The 18,618-nt window shown below is 33.4% G+C and carries 18 protein-coding genes; 15 read left to right on the top strand and 3 right to left on the bottom strand.

Translation table 11 applies throughout. From position 1 onward, the window contains the following. Positions 1-266: 266 nt before the first annotated feature. From C8E03_RS21935 to C8E03_RS08510, 5 genes are all read left to right on the top strand, one after another. The gene (locus tag C8E03_RS21935) at positions 267-431 is read left to right on the top strand and encodes a hypothetical protein (RefSeq protein ID WP_170122946.1); all 165 of its coding nucleotides are present in this window, start codon (positions 267-269) and stop codon (positions 429-431) included. A 1,271-nt stretch (positions 432-1,702) separates the two neighbouring features. Next, positions 1,703-2,818 (top strand): B12-binding domain-containing radical SAM protein, encoded by a 1,116-nt coding sequence (locus C8E03_RS08525; RefSeq protein ID WP_094378049.1) that lies wholly within the window; start codon positions 1,703-1,705, stop codon positions 2,816-2,818. Between the two features lie 34 nt (positions 2,819-2,852). Beyond that, complete coding sequence (locus C8E03_RS08520) at positions 2,853-3,803, top strand: ABC transporter ATP-binding protein (RefSeq protein ID WP_110290798.1); 951 nt, start codon at positions 2,853-2,855, stop codon at positions 3,801-3,803. After that, complete coding sequence (locus C8E03_RS08515; RefSeq protein WP_110290797.1) at positions 3,787-4,452, top strand: ABC transporter permease subunit; 666 nt, start codon at positions 3,787-3,789, stop codon at positions 4,450-4,452. Before C8E03_RS08520 ends, C8E03_RS08515 begins: the two co-directional genes overlap by 17 nt. A gap of 26 nt (positions 4,453-4,478) precedes the next feature. Continuing rightward, positions 4,479-5,162 carry a hypothetical protein gene (locus C8E03_RS08510; protein WP_094378046.1) on the top strand — a complete coding sequence of 228 codons (684 nt, stop codon included), beginning with the start codon at positions 4,479-4,481 and terminating at the stop codon, positions 5,160-5,162. 317 nt (positions 5,163-5,479) lie between these two features. Here the strand turns inward: C8E03_RS08510 and C8E03_RS08505 are convergent, their stop codons facing one another. The 3 genes from C8E03_RS08505 to C8E03_RS08495 form a co-directional block, all read right to left on the bottom strand. Next, positions 5,480-5,998 carry a transposase family protein gene (locus C8E03_RS08505; protein WP_181899265.1) on the bottom strand — a complete coding sequence of 173 codons (519 nt, stop codon included), beginning with the start codon at positions 5,996-5,998 and terminating at the stop codon, positions 5,480-5,482. A gap of 197 nt (positions 5,999-6,195) precedes the next feature. Continuing rightward, the gene (locus C8E03_RS08500; protein WP_170122945.1) at positions 6,196-7,317 is read right to left on the bottom strand and encodes a helix-turn-helix domain-containing protein; all 1,122 of its coding nucleotides are present in this window, start codon (positions 7,315-7,317) and stop codon (positions 6,196-6,198) included. 272 nt (positions 7,318-7,589) lie between these two features. Continuing rightward, positions 7,590-7,841, bottom strand: a complete 252-nt coding sequence (locus C8E03_RS08495; protein ID WP_110290796.1) for a DUF3781 domain-containing protein — start codon at positions 7,839-7,841, stop codon at positions 7,590-7,592. A gap of 751 nt (positions 7,842-8,592) precedes the next feature. On the opposite strand from C8E03_RS08495, the gene dctP reads away from it, so the two are divergent. The 10 genes from dctP to C8E03_RS08445 all read left to right on the top strand — a co-directional run bounded on the left by dctP (position 8,593) and on the right by C8E03_RS08445 (position 18,526). Beyond that, complete coding sequence (gene dctP, locus C8E03_RS08490) at positions 8,593-9,663, top strand: TRAP transporter substrate-binding protein (protein WP_110290795.1); 1,071 nt, start codon at positions 8,593-8,595, stop codon at positions 9,661-9,663. Between the two features lie 101 nt (positions 9,664-9,764). Next, positions 9,765-10,286, top strand: coding sequence for a TRAP transporter small permease (locus tag C8E03_RS08485; protein WP_094377133.1), 522 nt, complete (start codon positions 9,765-9,767; stop codon positions 10,284-10,286). Then, a complete protein-coding gene (locus tag C8E03_RS08480; protein WP_110290794.1) occupies positions 10,286-11,578 on the top strand; it encodes a TRAP transporter large permease in 1,293 nt (430 codons plus the stop codon). Before C8E03_RS08485 ends, C8E03_RS08480 begins: the two co-directional genes overlap by 1 nt. Before the next feature lie 6 nt (positions 11,579-11,584). Further along, entirely contained in the window at positions 11,585-12,052 is a 468-nt protein-coding gene (locus tag C8E03_RS08475) for a YcxB family protein (protein ID WP_110290793.1), read from the top strand. Between the two features lie 106 nt (positions 12,053-12,158). Beyond that, entirely contained in the window at positions 12,159-13,664 is a 1,506-nt protein-coding gene (locus C8E03_RS08470; protein ID WP_110290792.1) for a sensor histidine kinase, read from the top strand. A gap of 1 nt (position 13,665) precedes the next feature. Next, positions 13,666-14,448 (top strand): response regulator transcription factor, encoded by a 783-nt coding sequence (locus tag C8E03_RS08465; RefSeq protein ID WP_094377129.1) that lies wholly within the window; start codon positions 13,666-13,668, stop codon positions 14,446-14,448. 27 nt (positions 14,449-14,475) lie between these two features. Next, on the top strand, positions 14,476-15,483 hold the full coding sequence (locus C8E03_RS08460; protein WP_110290791.1) for a TRAP transporter substrate-binding protein: 1,008 nt from the start codon (positions 14,476-14,478) through the stop codon (positions 15,481-15,483). A 149-nt stretch (positions 15,484-15,632) separates the two neighbouring features. After that, positions 15,633-15,812 (top strand): hypothetical protein, encoded by a 180-nt coding sequence (locus tag C8E03_RS08455; protein WP_094377127.1) that lies wholly within the window; start codon positions 15,633-15,635, stop codon positions 15,810-15,812. 344 nt (positions 15,813-16,156) lie between these two features. After that, complete coding sequence (locus C8E03_RS22690; protein ID WP_330410739.1) at positions 16,157-17,770, top strand: ABC transporter permease subunit; 1,614 nt, start codon at positions 16,157-16,159, stop codon at positions 17,768-17,770. Between the two features lie 21 nt (positions 17,771-17,791). Beyond that, on the top strand, positions 17,792-18,526 hold the full coding sequence (locus tag C8E03_RS08445) for an amino acid ABC transporter ATP-binding protein (protein WP_094377126.1): 735 nt from the start codon (positions 17,792-17,794) through the stop codon (positions 18,524-18,526). The last annotated feature ends 92 nt before the right edge of the window (positions 18,527-18,618 follow it).

Genomic DNA, 18,618 nt, shown 5'->3' with positions numbered 1-18,618 from the left:
CATAAGGTTGTGTATAGATCACTCACTGTTGGTATGTGCGCAGAGAGAAGAAACGAACTTTGGTAGGGGCTGTTTCTTCTCTTTTTTCATGCACTTTTTATACAGGGTTACAGAAAAACTATAATGGTTCAAAGAGATAAGTGCATGATAAAAACGTGTCGCTACGAAGGACACGTTGTAATCAGAAGAAAAAATGGTTGCAGAAAATAAAGTGTAGTAATTGAGAAATCGGTGGTGATGATAAAAAGTCGCTTAACATTAGAGCAATGGTATTTCATCTGGAAGAACTGGATTATAAGGTCGGTGTTAAGGTTTATCGAGGGGTTCTTGAAAAGCTTAGAATACAGAAAGATCTGATGGAAATCTACGATGAATTTGATGAAGTCTATAAGGAAAGTGTGACGCATAAGAAAAAAGATGAAAAGGATTGAAGGAGATAATAAAGGGCTGGCTGATGCAGGTGTGTGTTGGCTGGCTTTTTCTGAATCGTGGGTGCTTGTTGTATCAAAGTTGTATTAAAGACAATGTGCAAGAGTAAATTACAGATTTGATTTTTTTTGGGGTGCAAAAAACGGAATTTACTTTTTCACTTTACGATCTGGTCTATTTCATATTTGTAAATCCTCTCCTAATAATTCGTGATAACGAAATAAAAGGTGTGATTTATTATGGATATGTGTAGTTCATTCAATGAAAACCATGTATTCGTATGAGTACTTTATATGAGGAAACATGATAATGAACAAAGGCGCATATGAAAATTTTGAACAGCTTGTATCGTAACCAAGGTATAAGTAAGAAAAATTGGGAAAAGAAGAGAGTTAAACGCAGTTCTGAAACAGGTTTATTGTGTTCTATTAGGATTTCAATAACAGTAGCGACATTGCTTTAAATGATTAATTCGAAGTATGGGAAATAGTCATTTGTGCACGGAACTAATACAGCTAAGGTTCTAAGGGGGACTTATATGAGCAGTAGATGTGGAATACGGAAAGAGAGAACATTGAATCGTGGACATTACAGAGCTTGAAGCTTGGTTCGCGGAAATACATAACGATATTGCTGCAAAGCTGCTTAAACACTGGAAAGTTGTCTCGTTAGACAGAACGTCATAACGAGCCCATTTTGGATCAAATTACTACTGAACATGTTAATTTTACTGGGTTTCAATCAATTCATCGTTATGTATATTCTAGAATCCATGCTGTAATGATAAGAATACATTGTACTAGACTTCAATCCAAGTCTCTCAAGCTCCGCTTTTGCCGTATTAATTAATGCTGCAAGTTCATTTTCCCTAGTGTAGATTCCTCCAGTTATAATTGATAGATTAATTATAACCGTGAGAAAAGTTATCCCGACTTTTTATAAAACACATCCTAAAATAACGTGGTTTGCTATGATATTTCAGGATAACTTAAAAGTCGGGATAAGTGTTGTGAGAGGACGGGAGTTAATCACTCCCTCCTACTCGATTTTTGGGATGACGGTCCGGAGAACTTTCATAGATTATGTTGGAACAAAATTTTTGGAAAATAGAATGATACATGTTAATGTAAAGACGATTAATTACAAACTGAACTCTCGATTAACAATTCAGCAAGAAAATATAAATTACATTGAAGCGTTGAAAAAATTAGGCAAATATTTTACAATATATATTACATAAATTAAGTAGGAGTTTCAACATGCCTTACAAGTTATGAAACCTAAGATTATAGGTATTACTACTTATGTTGAATCTTGGCATGTTCAATTAGCATTGGCTAAGAAATTGAAACAATTGTTACCGAGTGCAATGATTGTTGCAGGAGGGCACTGTGCTACTTTTTGTTATCGTGATATGTTGAGGGGTGGTGTATTTGATTGTGCCATTGCAGGTGAGGGAGAGGAAGCATTTGTACAACTGTGTGATTACTATATCAAAGGTCAGGGTGAGTTAAAGCAAGTTAATAATTTAATATATAGAGAGAATGATGATATAATAGTGAATGAGCGAAAGCGTATTGTTGATATTGAAGCATTGCCTTTTCCAGACCGGAATGTTCTTGAGCTAGATAAGTATAGTTATGCTTTTACTTTATCTACTTCAAGAGGATGTCCTGGACGGTGTATTTTTTGCTCTTCTCATGCATTCTGGGGAAATAAAGTTATCATCAGAAGTCCGAAAAATATTATCGATGAAATTGATGCAGTATATCAACAGTTTAAATTAACTGATTTTTTTGTTATCGATGATACGTTTACTCTAATTCCAAAACGTACGATTGAGTTTTGTGATTTACTCAATGAGTTAGGCGAGAAGTATAATGTTTCGTTTAAGTGGGGGTGTGAGTCAAGAGCTGATGTTGTCACTGAGGAAGTACTGGCTAAAATGAAACAAGCAGGTTGTGTCATGGTTCAGTTTGGTATGGAAAGTGGTAACGATGAGATTTTAAAATCAATCAAAAAGAACATTACATATAGTCAGCTTTATACTGCTGTTACATTGGCTCATAAAGTAGGATTAAAGATGAATGTCTCTATAATACTAGGGCACCATTTAGACACAAAGGAAACCATTGAAGAAACAATTAGTAAGGGAAAAGATATGAAAGAGAAGTTTGGTGCAAATGTATTATTCTCAATCAATACACCATATCCTGGAACAGAATTAAGAGAGTCAATTGATAAATTTGATCTTGAATTGTTATTTACGGAAGTAAGTAAGTTGCGTATCAATATTCCATCTTTTCGGAGTAAACTAATCAGTGAAAGAGAAGTAAATCAATATTTTGTAGAAGCACAATATATTAGTAGCTATCTTATTCCAAATTGATCGTAATTCAAGTTTGAAATCGGAAAGGAGTTTTATGTCATATATAGTTGATTTTGATGATGTACATAAAAGTTTTGGAACTAATTTGGTGTTAAATGGATTGAATTTTCATGTACAACAAGGCGAGATATTAGCGTTACTAGGTCACAACGGAGCCGGAAAAACAACAATATTACGTATTATATTGGGATTGTTAGAGATTAATTCGGGGCATGTCAAAGTATTTGGAAGTAATCCCATTAGTAAGAGAGAATGGAATAGAAAACAGATTGGTGTATTATCAGAAGATACAGGATTGTATGAATCTCTAACAGTTTTAGATAATCTGTATTTTTTTGCGGACCTCTATCAATGTAGTACTGTTGAGTACAAAAAGCGTATTGTCGATCTGCTTTCTATGTTTCAGTTATATGATAAAAAGGACACAAGAATTAAAGAATTTTCATCAGGAATGAAGAAAAAAGTAGCTTTAATTCGAACGCTATTTCATAATCCCAAATTGGTGTTGATGGATGAACCTGTGAACGCGTTGGATCCAATTAATATTCAGCTGTTGCATGATGAAATGAATTCGATGAGAGAAAAGTATGGTACAACATTTATCATCTCTACCCATAATCTGGATGAAGTTGTTAAAATCAGTGATTCAATTGTAATAATAAAAAATGGGCGGAGTGTACGAGAGCAATCCATACATTTAGATGGTTCTCTGAATATGCTGGAGACTCAGTTCTCATTACTGAATCTCAGTGAGGGTGACAAAAACAAAGTAAAAGAGATTCTGGATGGATTTCATTTAGGATGGAATTTGAAAGAAGAAAAATTATCAGTGAAAAATGCCAATGATTATATGATTTCTGAATTAGTACTGGCATTATCTAAAAATCATATAAGAATATGTGAGATACGGAAAGATCAATTTAATCTAGAAAGTCTTTATGTACAGATTGAAGAGGAGAATATAGATTATGAATTTGATAATTAGTAAGCAACTAAAAGAGATGTTTGTTGATAAAGCAATGGTCTTTTTTTTGATAGTTTCTATACTGATCGGTGGAATCGCAGCTCCAGTTATTAAAAAAGATTATTTTATGGTAACTGTTGCAACTATTTCTTTTTTGCTAATTGTACAACTAGCTCCAAGTTTATTTACCGAGGAGAAAGAGAACAAAACTCTAGAAACATTATTATCAACACCGATCTCCATGAAAAGTATATATAGGGGAAAGACATTATTTTGTTTTCTTACATGTGGATGTGTTTTGTGTTTGTCTATGAGCATTGGAGTTAGTATATCGTATATCAAATATTATGAATTTGTATACTCTCTTTTGGAGTTACTAATGATATGTGTCTTACTCCTATTAGGTGTTTATAATGCATCGAAGCAGGCAGTTTACTATTCGCTGTTATCAGATGATAGTAGAAGTTGTTCATTAAAAGTTATTGTTACTACATTACTGTATATTGTTTTGGCAGATGTAATAGCGGTACCTATCAATATTGATTTTACAAAACGCATGATACTAAGAGGAGTATATCTAGTGATTCAATTAATCATTGGTATTGTTTATTGGATTAAGACAAGAAAATATATGGATAAGGCAGTAATATTCTTATCTTTTCGGCTGTAGAGATTCATGAATTATGGGGGTGTAATGTGCGAATATTTTTTGTGATTTTAAAAAAAGAGTTTAAAAACTTTCAAGTACGAAAAGCGATGAAAAAGTGGTATTGCATGATGATCGCTATTCTTTTGATATTACCATTTGTTAAATACGATATAGCTATATTAAATACACATGAGAAGTCTTGTCTATATATTAGTATGCTATTAACGCTTTTAATACCAAATACATTATCACTTGATGTGATTGGTGGAGAAAAATATCATAGAACATTAATTACACTTATTTCAGCTCCTATAAAAATAAGAACGATTATTTTAGGTAAAGTTTCATTTATTACAATACTATCAGCGTTGTATGCATTTATAGCATTTATAATTACTAATTTGGAATTACGGTTGTTTTATAAAACTTCAATGCACAGTATTGGTTTGGAATGGAGCGAGCTACTTAACTTGTATCTCATGTTAATTTGTTTTGTCATTATTATCGCTTTTTTAGGTTCTATATTATCATTAACGATAAGAAACCTAAAGCTGAGTGGATATTTTGTATCAGTAGTTGGAATCGGGATTGTATTGCTGATTTATAAGGCAGCTAATATGAGTAAACTATATATGAATTACTTTTTACTTACAGCAGAACTCGTGGTAGTGATATTGTTCTTTATTAGCTCTTTTGTGACAAAACAAAGAGTTATGAAAATAATAAATTAATGAAAGTAGTAAGGAGGTTAAAATAATTGATTAGTGTATGCTGATTAGTTAGAGAGAGTATGGAAGACGTTATTATATGTGTAGTATCTTTTGTAATTGGGTTTATGGTGGTAAGGATAATTCGAATGCGAAAAAAGAAGAAATAATAAAACGAAGTATAATTTGTAGGAAGTTGTAAAACTCTTCTTTAGACATAATGCGGGGAACCATACCATAAATAAGTGGAGTTCTACTAAATTTAGGATCAGATAGAAATATAACGTAACTAAGATGTTTATGAATAAGCCAATATTCCTAATATTACGGGATATATTGGCTTAATTTATATAATTTATTGCAAATGTACACATATATTCCGTAAGTGCTTCAACACTATTTGTTTCTCTGGAATCAATGATATCAATAATTCTATGACTTTCTAAATCGACCATAACTGTTCCATATGTGTATCGTTTTCGGAAAGCGAAATCATCCACACAAACTTTTGTTATAAGAGATTTATCCACAATGGCTGGCATTTTTTTAAACAGGTCACAGATGCTGCTTTTACTTGTTATAATTCTATTTGATTTTAATAATGTTTCTGCACTAACCGAACTTAATTTAGTTGAAGTAAATAAAATTTTATCAATTAACCGTTTTGTTTTTTGGTTAGGAGCAACAAAGTCAAAACGCTCTGAAAAAGTTTTATGACTGCATTGTGGATTATCACAAAACATTTTTCTTACACTAAGGAGCAGAATTGTTTGTTTATCCTGTAAGGAAATATCCTGAATTTCTCGCTGATAGGTAGAATGGACGCTGAATGATGAATGTCCGCAGTATGGGCAATTCATTTTTATAAGTTAATATCAACTAACCTTGGAAAGAACCTATTTATAGCTTACGATCATAATAGATAAGTCCAATAAGTTCTAATAAATTACGAAGACCGAAAAACAGTATCCCCACCAATAATATTCTTTTAAGTGGGAAGAGTACTTCTTGTATAACTTGTGAGAATACAGGCAACTGAATTATTTTTCAATTATAATCATTTTATCATATTCCTTGTTTCCCTTTCGGTCTTATTGCATTTGTCCCAATATTCCTTTAATAAATTTATGAATTCTTTGTTTGAATGTAGAAACTCTAAATCAGGACTGCTTTCCAAATTGGATAGCAGCGTGCTAAGCATTCTTGTACGGAAACGATCCAGTTTCATATGAAGTTCTTCCTCTGATGGAGACTCTCCATAGTTCATGTGGTTGTACAAACTGGAATTTTTTGGAGTCCAGGGCTTCATGAGTGTTTTTAACATAGATTTCAAAATAGTAATACTTTCATCGACATCTTTTCTTTTTTGGGCTATTTGAAGTGGAATTACATATGCATTATAATCCCATAGCTCAAACTGACTTATCATTTCTTTAAATGCATTTGATAATTTTTCAACTTTTTCATCATCTCCTATTTTTAATTCAACATCTACTAAGCTAAAAATAGTTATTTGTAGTTCATTGATTCCCCTTAATAATTTCTGTTCCAGAATATTTGCAGCTTCAACCAGTTGATTTTGTTCTTGTAAAAGCATAGCTTGAAGTTGCTTTTTGTCTAGTGCAGAACGTTCAGGCAGTAAGTCCAAAGTTTGTTGTGCTTTTTCATATTCTTTTTTCTTAATGTATTTAGAGATTAACATATAATGAGCTTTATTACGAGCTTTTTCATCATCACATTTGGCTGCGCGTTCATAAAAGGATAGAATTTGTTCCTCATAAAATTCTTTATGTTCTATTTCTGCGCCATACATAAATAATGCACCTTCTAAAATCGTTGCCATAGTTTCGATGAGTTCCCCACTATTTGGATATTCTTTGACTTTTTCATTTGCCATATGAAATCCACTTTCATAGCCGTTTTTTTCCATGTTTTTAATAATTTGCGTACTAAATTGAGCAATCTCATGAGTTGTTAAACTTTCTTCAAAACAAAGTAAAGTATTTAAATCTATTTTTAGAGTACGTGCCAGAGGGGGTAATAAAGAAATATCAGGATAACTTGTACCCTTTTCCCATTTGTTTACTGCGGGCGCAGATACGCCAAGATAATTAGCTATCTGTTCTTGTGTAAGTTCTAGTTCTTTTCTTTTATTTCGAATGACTAAGTTAATGGGCATAGTAATACCTCCATGTTTATACAATTTCAGGAAACAGGAAAAGGCCTTTTCTAAACATATTCTAGCAAGAATAAGTGTGGAATACAATTGAGCATTCATTAAATATTACGACAGATTTTTAACCAGTAGTTAAAATAAAGATTTCTTATTGACTTTCACACTATGTTATACTCTATAGTTAAGATGAGCTAATGTTATCAAAAGGGGCTGTTACACTAATTACTGATATGCTCCCTTGTTCCTCATTTTCGTTTGCCTGCTTTTTCATTGTCTCATAGGCATATTTTGTGTGCAGTAATAATTGTGAAACTATGTGCGTTAATTGTTAAAATACAGGCATCTACATTTACATACCAGTTCTTTCCATGCCTAGTGATATGCGCATTCTCTGACTTTATCTTGGTCTTACACCAATCAACAATATTATCTGTATCCAAAGAAAGATTGTTTTTAATTCGTGTAACTCCCATTTCAGTAGTATGTATTTTCTCGATATTTTGAAGTAGTTCATTATTTGTATTCATTATGTTCAGTATATCCTTTCAATATTATCACCTTTCCAAAAATGTTTTTTAACCTATAATCGATGGAAAGAGTATTTGCCCATTGAATCAGTAAAAAATATCCAATCAGTACCCTGTGGGAAATTTAAAGTGAACTGTATCATGTCATTCATAGAATTACTGCGTCTACTGCAGTATGTTATAAATAATAATAGTAAAGACATAGTCCACTGTTTGAACTATGTCTTTTATCTGATGGAAATTCTTCCTTTATCATTTTATAGATCACATTAAAAATCCTGTTAATTAATTGAGCTTACGATTTTTATCAGTAGTAAAAATTCTTGCATCAACAAGTATTGTATATAATCTGGGATGTTAGTATCATCAGCTACTGAATAAATAATCTTCCCACCATTAATATAGCAAATTTTATATATTTAGTCAATCATGAGCTCTTTGAGCATTACCTTAAGATTATTTTAAATAGGGTTCCTGATGTATGTGGCATGGGCGGTATTTGCTCTAAGCAATATATTGTTAAGGCAGATGATTGCATGATTCTTTATGTAAGTAGTAATGAGCTTCCTTTGAAAAGAACTTTTATTTGATCAAAATATCTATAATTTAATAATATTATTACAAAAAATAGGTTAAAAATGTACTATGAATATTAAAATCGTACGGTTTTGGTTGTGTAAAATACCTGTTAAAATACCAATATACAGTTGTATAAAAAAATTATATATGCAATTTTATGGAGGATTAGGATATGAAAAAGAAAATGTTAGCTGCACTATTAACCGTAACAATGGTAGCTTCTCTTTCGGCATGTGGATTGAAAACACCGGAAAAAACAGAAGTTACAAATGAAACCGAGACCGCAACTCAAACAACGACTGAAACAAAAAGCGATGATACTGCTGCAATGGTAACACTTGTTTATGCAGAAGTTAATCCGCTAGATACGATCGTTGGTCAAACTGACACTGCTTTTAAAGAAAAAGTAGAAGAACTTTCAGGTGGAGAAATAAAAATTGATCTTCAGGCGAGCGGTGTTTTAGGTTCAGAAAATGATGTGCTTGATACAATGCTTGGCGGAGGAGGAACTATTGATATGGCTCGTATTTCCGCATTTGCTCTCACAAGCTACGGTGGAGAAAAATCAAAACTTTTATCCGTACCTTACACCTTTGTAAGCCGTGAACATTTTTGGAATTTTGCAACATCTGATTTAGCAAAAGAATTTCTTGTTGAACCACATGAAAATGGCAGCGGTATTACAGGTTTATTTTATGCAGAAGAAGGCTTTCGTCATTTCTTTACTGTAGAACCGGTTAATTCATTAGAAGATTTAAAAGGTATGAAGCTTAGGGTTTCTAATGATCCAATTATGAACGGTATGGTAGAAGGTCTTGGAGCATCCCCAACGGTTGTGTCCTTTGGAGAACTTTATTCTGCATTACAAACAGGTGTAGTTGACGGAGCAGAACAACCAATCGCAAACTATAAATCGAACGCATTTCAGGAAGTTGCACCAAATCTTATTCTGGATGGACATACACTTGGAGCTGTTCAGGTAGTAATTACGGATGCAGCTTGGGATAGCCTATCAGATGAGCACAAGAGTATTATAGAAGAAGCTAGCAAATATGCATCAGAATATAATAGAAAAATTTCTGAAGAGGCTGAAAACAAAGTTCTTGAAGAGCTAAAAGCAGATGGTGTTAACATTGTAGAGGTTACTGATATTACACCATGGCAGGAGGCTTGTAAAGATATTATAGAAGCATCTACAGCAGATAATAAGGAACTGTATCAACAGATTCTAGACATGCAATAAATATAATTTCATTAGTTTACAAGATACAGTTAACGAGATGAATATCTATGGGCATAGAGGAGGAAAAAAGCCTTTGTGCCCGTTTTTTGAGGAGGTAAAATATGCCAGAAATCTTTTCTAGAATAGATAAGATAAAGCCAGCTTATGATATGACATATAAATTTGTGCTTTTCTTATGTAAGATTCTTTTGGTCATTGACATTTTAATTACCAGCTTTTCAGTAGCTGGAAGATATATATCCTTTATTCCTGATCCATCATGGAGTGAGGAAGTTGTTTTGACATGTATGGCTTATATGGCTGTTCTTTCTGCCGCATTAGCAATCAGAAGAGGTGCACATATCCGTATGACAGCCTTTGACACTTATTTACCCAAAAAAGTTTTGGGAGTTTTAGACATTATTGCTGATTTAGGAGTTTTATTACTTGCAATAATTATGATTGTAGTAGGATGGAATTATGCGGTAGGAATTGGTTCAAAGGGAACTTATGTAAGTATGCCTTTTCTTTCGAGATTCTGGATGTATTTTCCCGTTCCGTTAGCAGGTGTGGCAATGTTTGTATTTGAACTGGAGTCTGTATATAATCATGTAAAATCATTTTTTATAAAGGAGGTTAAATAATGTCTAGTGAAAGCTTAGCAATTTTAATATTACTTGGAAGTTTTTTTGTTTTGATATTATTGAGATTTCCGATTGCCTATGCAGTAGCCCTTTCTTCTTTTTTATGCCTATTATACCAAGGGTTGCCACTTACTACGATTTGCCAGCAAATGGTAAAAGGTATTAGCTCCTTTAGCCTTATGGCTGTTCCGTTTTTTATTACGATGGGATGCTTGATGGGATCAGGAGGTATTTCAAAAAAGCTGATTGCCTTGGCAGATGCTTGTGTTGGCTGGATGCGAGGAGGAATGGCAATGGTTAATATTGTTGCTTCTTATTTCTTTGGGGGAATTTCAGGCTCTGCATCTGCAGATACTGCCTCTTTGGGTACCATATTGATACCTATGATGGTAGATCAAGGATATGATGATGATTTTTCAACTGCGGTTACGATTACATCATCTTGTGAAGGACTTTTAGTTCCGCCAAGTCATAATATGGTTATTTATGCTACAGCGGCAGGTGGGATATCTGTTGGAAGCCTTTTTTTAGCAGGATATTTACCTGGCGCATTACTTGCATTAAGTCTAATGGTAGGATCTTATATTATTTCAGTAAAAAGAAACTATCCTAAAGGACAGAAATTTAGTATGAAGAATTTATTGAAACAGCTTAGTGTTTCATTCTGGGCTCTTGCTGCAGTATTAATCGTTGTATTCGGTGTTGTTGGTGGTGTTTTCACGGCTACTGAATCAGCAGCAATTGCTGTTATTTACAGTTTAATTGTCAGCATATTTATATATAAGGGGCTTGACTGGAAAGGTGTGTGGAATGTATTTGAAGATTGTGTTAATACATTGTCTATCGTATTAATTTTAATTTCAACTTCAAGTATTTTTGGCTATTGTCTGACACGTTTGCATGTACCAGATTTAGCAGCAAATGCAATTATTGGTATGACAGATAATCCGATTATCTTAGCGTTATTAATAAATCTGATACTTTTTGTGTTAGGCTGCATTATGGATATGGCTCCAATTATATTAATTGCTACTCCAATTTTATTTCCTATTGCAACTTCAATTGGTATTGATCCAATTCAATTTGGAATTATGTTAGTATTAAACTGTGGTATTGGTCTGTTAACACCTCCTGTTGGCGCAGTATTGTTTATTGGCTCAGCAGTAGGAAAGGTGCCGATGGAACGTGTTGTGAAAGCTACATTACCATTCTACCTTTGCATGATAATTACACTTTTACTAATTACCTTTATTCCGGAAATAAGCCTGTGGCTTCCATCTGTTTTAGGATAATGAATCATGAAATATAAATATAAATATAAAAACTCTACCGCTGATTTTTGGCAGTTATCGATGTATTTTATATATGGTTCAATGATAGGCATATGTAATACAATTTTTACAGCAGCTATGATACTATTAGCAATAAGAATATGGAGTGATGTAAGTAGCTTTGTTCGAATGCTTTTGGCGCTTTCAATATTCTTGTTTCCCATTTTTCAACCATTAGGAATTTATATAAGAGCAAGAAAACAGGCAGCAGCTTCCAGGGAAATAGAAATCAGCTTTGATGATGGAGGAATTCGTGTGAAATCGGATCAAACGATTTCTGATTTGGATTGGAAAAGTATTAAGAAGGTATCTAAAAAACCTAATATGCTTGTTATATTTTCCACTACAACACGAGGTTTTATATTAACAAATAAAGTATTAGGAAGACAAAATAATGAGTTTTATCATTATTTAGTATCAAAAATGAATCACTAAGAAATCATATTATCATATAATAAAGCCGTATTTACGGCTTTTTTGTATTATAATATGATTAAAGTTTGGTATAATTAAAATATCATATTACGAAGGGAATAAACGGATGAGTGCAAATGAGCGCAGGAAAAAAGTGGATAACAAGTGGATTTCTTTATCCCTAAAGAAAAAAATTCAGGTTTTTACCGGGGTTGTGTTTCTGATCATTTCATTATCAGTAATCTTTGATATCTGGGTAGTAAATTTTTCGTTGAATGATTTTAGAGTTATATTAGACGATAATGCGAAAAGCAGTGATCTCATTGATACGATTGAGGCAGAAAGTAGTTGGTTTGAAGCTTATATCAAACATCCAAATGAGGAGAACCACAAAGAGATGGAAGATGCCATTGACCAGACGAAGAAAGCTGTTTTATCACTGCCAAGTGATTATTCATCTATGAGTATACGAAGGTATGCAAAAACATGGTCAATTAAAAATAGCTATGCAAACTATATAGAGAAGAGAGATACCGTATTAGGAATGAATGAAAGTAACCCCGAATATATTAAGCAGTTATATAAAGTATATGATATGCAAGCATATTTACATGATTATGCAAGAAGCCTAATGCGATATTCGCTAGAAGATGGTAAAGCCGTCTATGTAAAAAAAGTGCGCAGCTTACGAAAGCTTCCATTGGTGGTGATCTTAAGTGGAATTATGTTATTTAGTGTAATGATTAGTTTGTCCGGTTTAATGAATAAAACTATGATTATTCCAATTATGAAGTTGGTGAATGTATCAAAAGAAATAGCCTCCAATAATTTTTTTACGGATGATGTAAAGGTCAATAATCAGGATGAAATGGGTGATTTGGTCAATGCGTTTAATAAAATGAAATACGCAACAGGACAATATATAACAACGATGGAAGAGCGAAGAAAAATGATGGATTTACTGCATAAGGAAGAATTGGAAAAAATAGAGGCCGAGAAAAACTTAGAGACAGCGAACCTTGAATTACTAAAGAGCCAGATAAACCCACATTTCTTATTTAATACGTTGAACGTGATTGGTGGTATGGCTAAACTGGAGGATGCAGACACAACCGAAAAGATGATAAAGGCTTTGAGTACAATATTTCGATATAATCTAAAAACACCACAAAGCGAAGTTGTGCTTGCGCAAGAATTACAAGTAGCCGGGGATTACATGTATTTGCAGAAAATGCGCTTTGGAAGCCGTATTGATTATAGTATTAAATGCAAGGTGGACAAGGACTTAATTATGATTCCCTCATTTTGTTTACAGCCCCTACTGGAAAATTCAATCATACATGGAATTTCTAAAAAGGAAGAAGGCGGCAAAATTTTTATTGATATCCGTATGAAAGCTGAAAAAATAATTATAACGATAGTAGATACCGGTATTGGTATGACACAAGAAGAATTAGAAAGCTTAAGACTTGCAATCAAACAAGGGACAAACGGAAAAATCGGTATTGGTTTAGGGAATATTTATAAAAGAATAAAAAGAATGTATTTTGATGGAGATGTGAAGTTGCTTAGCAGGAAGAATCAAGGAACAATAGTCAGGGTAGCCATACCGCATAAAAATCGGGAGGGATAACATGTATCACATGCTAATTGCAGATGATGAGCCAATAGAAAGAATGGTTATATGTAAGACCGTGAAGGCAAAATTCAAGAATCAGTTTGAAATCGTACAGGCAGTAAATGGCAGAGAAGCCATTGAATTGTTTAAAGAAAAAAAATTTCATATTGTTATTTTAGATATTGAAATGCCAGGAATTACAGGGCTTGAAGCAGCAGAGAAAATAAGAAAAATGGATAAGTATTGCAATATCATTTTTTTAACCGCATATGATGACTTTAGCTATGCTAAAAAAGCGATTACAATTAAAGCCTTAAATTATTTATTAAAGCCCAGTTCAGAAGACGAAATTGTTTCTGTAGTGAATGAAGCTATCAAAATGCTTGGTGAGCAGGAGGAAAGTGACACACAAAAAGGATTAAAAAACAAAGAGACATTTGATACGACAAATGATAAATTGGAATATGAACGTATTAGTGTAGTGCGAGAGGAAATTTTAAGATTTATTAAAATGCATTATATTGAAGAAATTTCTACACAGGATGTTGCTGAAGCTATGAATTATTCAAATGCATATTTTTGTAAACTATTCAAGCAAAGCTTTGATAAAAGTTTCACAACGTATCTTACGGAGTATCGAGTAGAGAAAGCAAAGCAGCTTCTGATTGATATTACTATTAATGTAAAAGAGATTAGTGATAAAGTTGGTTATAAAGATTCCAACTACTTTGCAAAAGTATTTAAACGTGTAGTTGGTGTGACACCAAGTGAATATCGAATGATTGTATTGGGAAAATAATTTGAAAATTAGTTAATGGGTGATAAAATGAAAAAAATAGGATTAGGAATTGCATTGATTATAATTATTACAATAATAGCAATTATTCAAAACAATGAGAAACAAAATGTTTTGGAACCTGAATATGTATTTACTTATGCGGAAAATCAGCCGGAAAATTACCCTACAACGTTGGGTGGTCATAAGTTTGCTGAATTAGTAGAGGAAAGAACCAATGGAAGAATTAAAATTATGGTACAGGCCGAAGGCATTTTAGGAGATGAAAAGGCAGTAATTCAGCAAATGCAATTTGGAGGAATTGATTTTACAAGAGCTTCTCTATCAACATTATCAGAGTCAAATCCTAAGCTAAATGTATTGCAGATGCCTTATCTTTATCAGGATTCTAAGCATATGTGGAAGGTATTGGAGGGGGAAATAGGAGATGAATTCTTAAACTCATTTGCAGGTTCCGATTTGGTGGCTTTGTCTTGGTACGACGCAGGAGCACGTAATTTTTATAATACCAAACGTCCAATTAAGTCATTAGAAGACATGAGTGGATTGAGGATTCGGGTACAAGAGTCAGACTTAATGATAGATATGGTAGAAGCGTTAGGTGCAGTTGCAGTGCCAATTGTATATGATGATGTATATTCTGCTCTGGAAACAGATGTAATAGATGGAGCTGAAAACAATTGGCCTTCGTATGAAATAAAAAGTCATTATGAAGTAGCAAAATACTATACAGTTGACGAACACACGCGTGTACCGGAGGTTCAGCTATGTGCAAAATCTACTTGGGATAAGCTTTCAACTGAGGATCAGGAAATTATAAGTGAATGTGCAAAAGAATCGGCATTATATGAAAGAGCGTTGTGGATAGAAAGAGAAAAGCAATCACAGAAAATTATTTCAGAAAATGGAGTAGAAGTAGTCGTGCTTTCAGCAGAAGAAAAAGAAAGATTTAGGGAAGCAGTAACAAAAGTATATGAAGAATATTGTGGAGATTACATGGATATGATAGAACAAATAATTAAAGAAGGTACTCAATAAGTTGAAAAATTAGTGAAGTAGTGGTAAAATTTCTTGTCTGTTGGACAAAAATCACATATAATTACAAGAAGTAAACATGAAAATGTCATTAATTTATGATTGGCGGAAAGGAATCGATAGAAATTTAATAATTTCACAGGGAGAATAGAATGAAAAGAGTAAAAAAAATCGTAAGTCTTTTCGTTTACTTTGCAGCAGGCATAGTGATAACAAAGATTTTTGAATACACAAAACTTTTGGATAAATTATCAGGAGATGCCATGTTGGCAATTGTATGTATTGCTTTTTTGTTTGCTATTATATATTACTTTAAAGAATTAAAAAAATAATATTGAATATAAAAATTTTGGATATGTTATGAATGAGAACTTCATGCAGGATTATATCAGTACATGGCTCGTTACAGATTCAACATCTTTCATTAAGTTGCAGTAAAAAGTATAAAAATGACATTCACCAAAGTATTATTAAGATTATACATATCGACGTATAGAGTGTAATAGCGAGACTTATAGTAAAAATCTACATTTATATGCCAATAATTGGTAAATAAAAAATGTATATTAATGCAGATTAATAGGTTGACAATATTCGATCTATATTTTAGACTTAATACTAGATTTCGTTTCAATGGGGTAGCTATACTAAAAATTGAACTAAAGGAGAAAAGACTTTGAAAAAGAGATTAAGAACACAGATCATTGCAGCATTGGCAGTATTACCTTTGCTGATAGGCATATTGATGAATTCTGCCTATACTGTGACAGCTGCCGAAGGCGAAGCTTCTGCACAAACAATCAATGAAGGCGAAAGTGAACAAAATGATAATGTATTTCGAGTAGGGATGGAAGCAGGGTATCCTCCATTTAACTGGACACAAAGTGATGATTCAAATGGTGGGGTAAAAATTGATGGAAATGAAGAATATGCAGGTGGCTATGATGTTGAAATAGCTAAGATAATTGCAAAACAATTGGGAAAAGAGCTGATAATCGTAAAAACCGAATGGGATGGACTTGTTCCGGCACTTCAATCAGGAAAAATAGATGCAATTATAGCAGGTATGTCCCCCACGAAAGAAAGAAAAGAAACGATAGATTTTACAGATATTTACTATAAATCAGATTTGATCATGGTAGTGCTAAAAGGCGGAAAGTATGAAAATGCAAAATCCATACAAGACTTTTCTGGAGCTAAGATCACTGCACAATTGAATACCTTTCACTATAGTGTAATCGATCAGATTGATGGTGTTTTAAAACAAACGGCTATGGATAATTTTCCTGCGATGCGAGTTGCTCTTCAGTCAGGGATTATAGATGGTTATGTATCGGAAAAACCGGAAGGTATCAGTGCCTCATCTAAGAATAAAAATTTTGTAATGGTTACATTTGAGGATGGATTTGTTACAGACGAAGAGGATACGGCGATTTCTGTCGGAGTGGCAAAGGGAAGTGAATTAACTGGAAAGATTAATGAAATTCTTTCGGGAGTTTCACAAGAAGAGCGTCAGCAGCTTATGGATGAAGCGATAAAAAACCAGCCTGGCTCAGATGCAGAGCAGACTAGTCTTTCTTGGGTAGTTAGTATTATAAAAGATAATGGTCCAATGTTTATCAGAGGTGCGGGAATGACCTTGTTAATTTCTATGGTAGGAACAGTTCTTGGATTTTTGCTGGGTTTAATGGTTGGTGTTATTAAGACGATTCCAATTCCTCTTAAGAAAGGGAAAAGAATTCTTCAGAAAGTGATCAATGCAATGCTTTCTATCTATGTTGAAATTTTCAGAGGAACACCAATGATTGTACAGGCTATGGTAATCTATTATGGCTCTGCTCTGGCTTTCGGAATACATATGAATCCGGTTGGAGCTGCAATCTTTATTGTTTCTATTAATACGGGAGCTTATATGTCTGAAATTATCCGTGGTGGAATTGTTTCTATAGATAAGGGGCAATTTGAAGCGGCGCAGGCTATTGGAATGAATCATTTTCAGACTATGAGAAATGTTGTTCTTCCACAGGTAATCAGAAATATTTTGCCTGCGACTGGAAATGAGTTTGTTATCAATATAAAGGATACGTCGGTTTTAAATGTAATTGCGGTCACAGAGCTTTATTTTCAAACAAAGTCAGTTGCAGGAAATAACTTTAGATATTTTGAATCTTTCTTTGTTGCATGTGTCATTTATTTTGTTATGACATTTACCGTTACAAGAATACTCAGATACATTGAAAAGCGTTTAGATGGCCCGGCCAATTATTCAATGAATCAAATTCAGGTATAGTTGCAAATAGGAGGAAACGAAATGGAAAAAGTAATAGAAGTACAGCATTTAAGTAAGGTTTATGGCACTCATGAAGTACTAAAGGATATAGATTTTTCAGTAAATATGGGAGAAGTAGTATGTATCATCGGTTCCTCAGGCTCTGGAAAATCAACGCTTCTTCGCTGTATTAACCTTTTGGAAAAGCCGTCCGGTGGACAGATTATATACAAGGGCGAAAATATACTGGATGATAAGCACGATATCTTTAAATACAGAACAAAACTAGGTATGGTTTTCCAACAGTTCAATCTGTTCAATAATCACAATGTACTAAATAATTGTGTTGTAGGTCAGGTGAAGGTTTTAAAACGTACCCCAAAAGAAGCAGAAGATGTGGCAATGAAGTTTCTTAAAATAGTTGGAATGGAACAATATTTGAAAGCCAAGCCAAAGCAGCTTTCTGGAGGGCAAAAACAAAGAGTTGCCATAGCCAGAGCGCTTTCCATGGAACCGGATGTAATGCTTTTTGATGAACCGACATCTGCACTGGATCCTGAAATGGTTGGAGAAGTTTTGAAAGTCATGAAAAAGCTTGCAGATGAAGGACTTACAATGCTTGTAGTAACCCATGAGATGGGATTTGCAAAGGAAGTTTCTGATCGAGTTGTGTTTATGGATCAAGGAGTGATTGTTGAGGAAGGAAGTCCGGAACAAATCTTTAATCATCCGACACAGGAGAGAACAAGAGAATTTTTAAAACGCACTTTGTCATAATTTGTAGATTTAATCTGACAAAGAAGCAGTAATAATATATTGATAACTGATCGTGTAATAATAATAGATACAAAACCCAACGAGCTTCCAAT

The sequence above is a fragment of the Lachnotalea glycerini genome (assembly GCF_003201285.1).
GTDB lineage: Bacteria > Bacillota > Clostridia > Lachnospirales > Lachnospiraceae > Lachnotalea > Lachnotalea glycerini.
The sequence above is the reverse complement of the archived record's forward strand: the minus strand, read 5'-3'. Positions and strand labels throughout refer to the sequence as shown.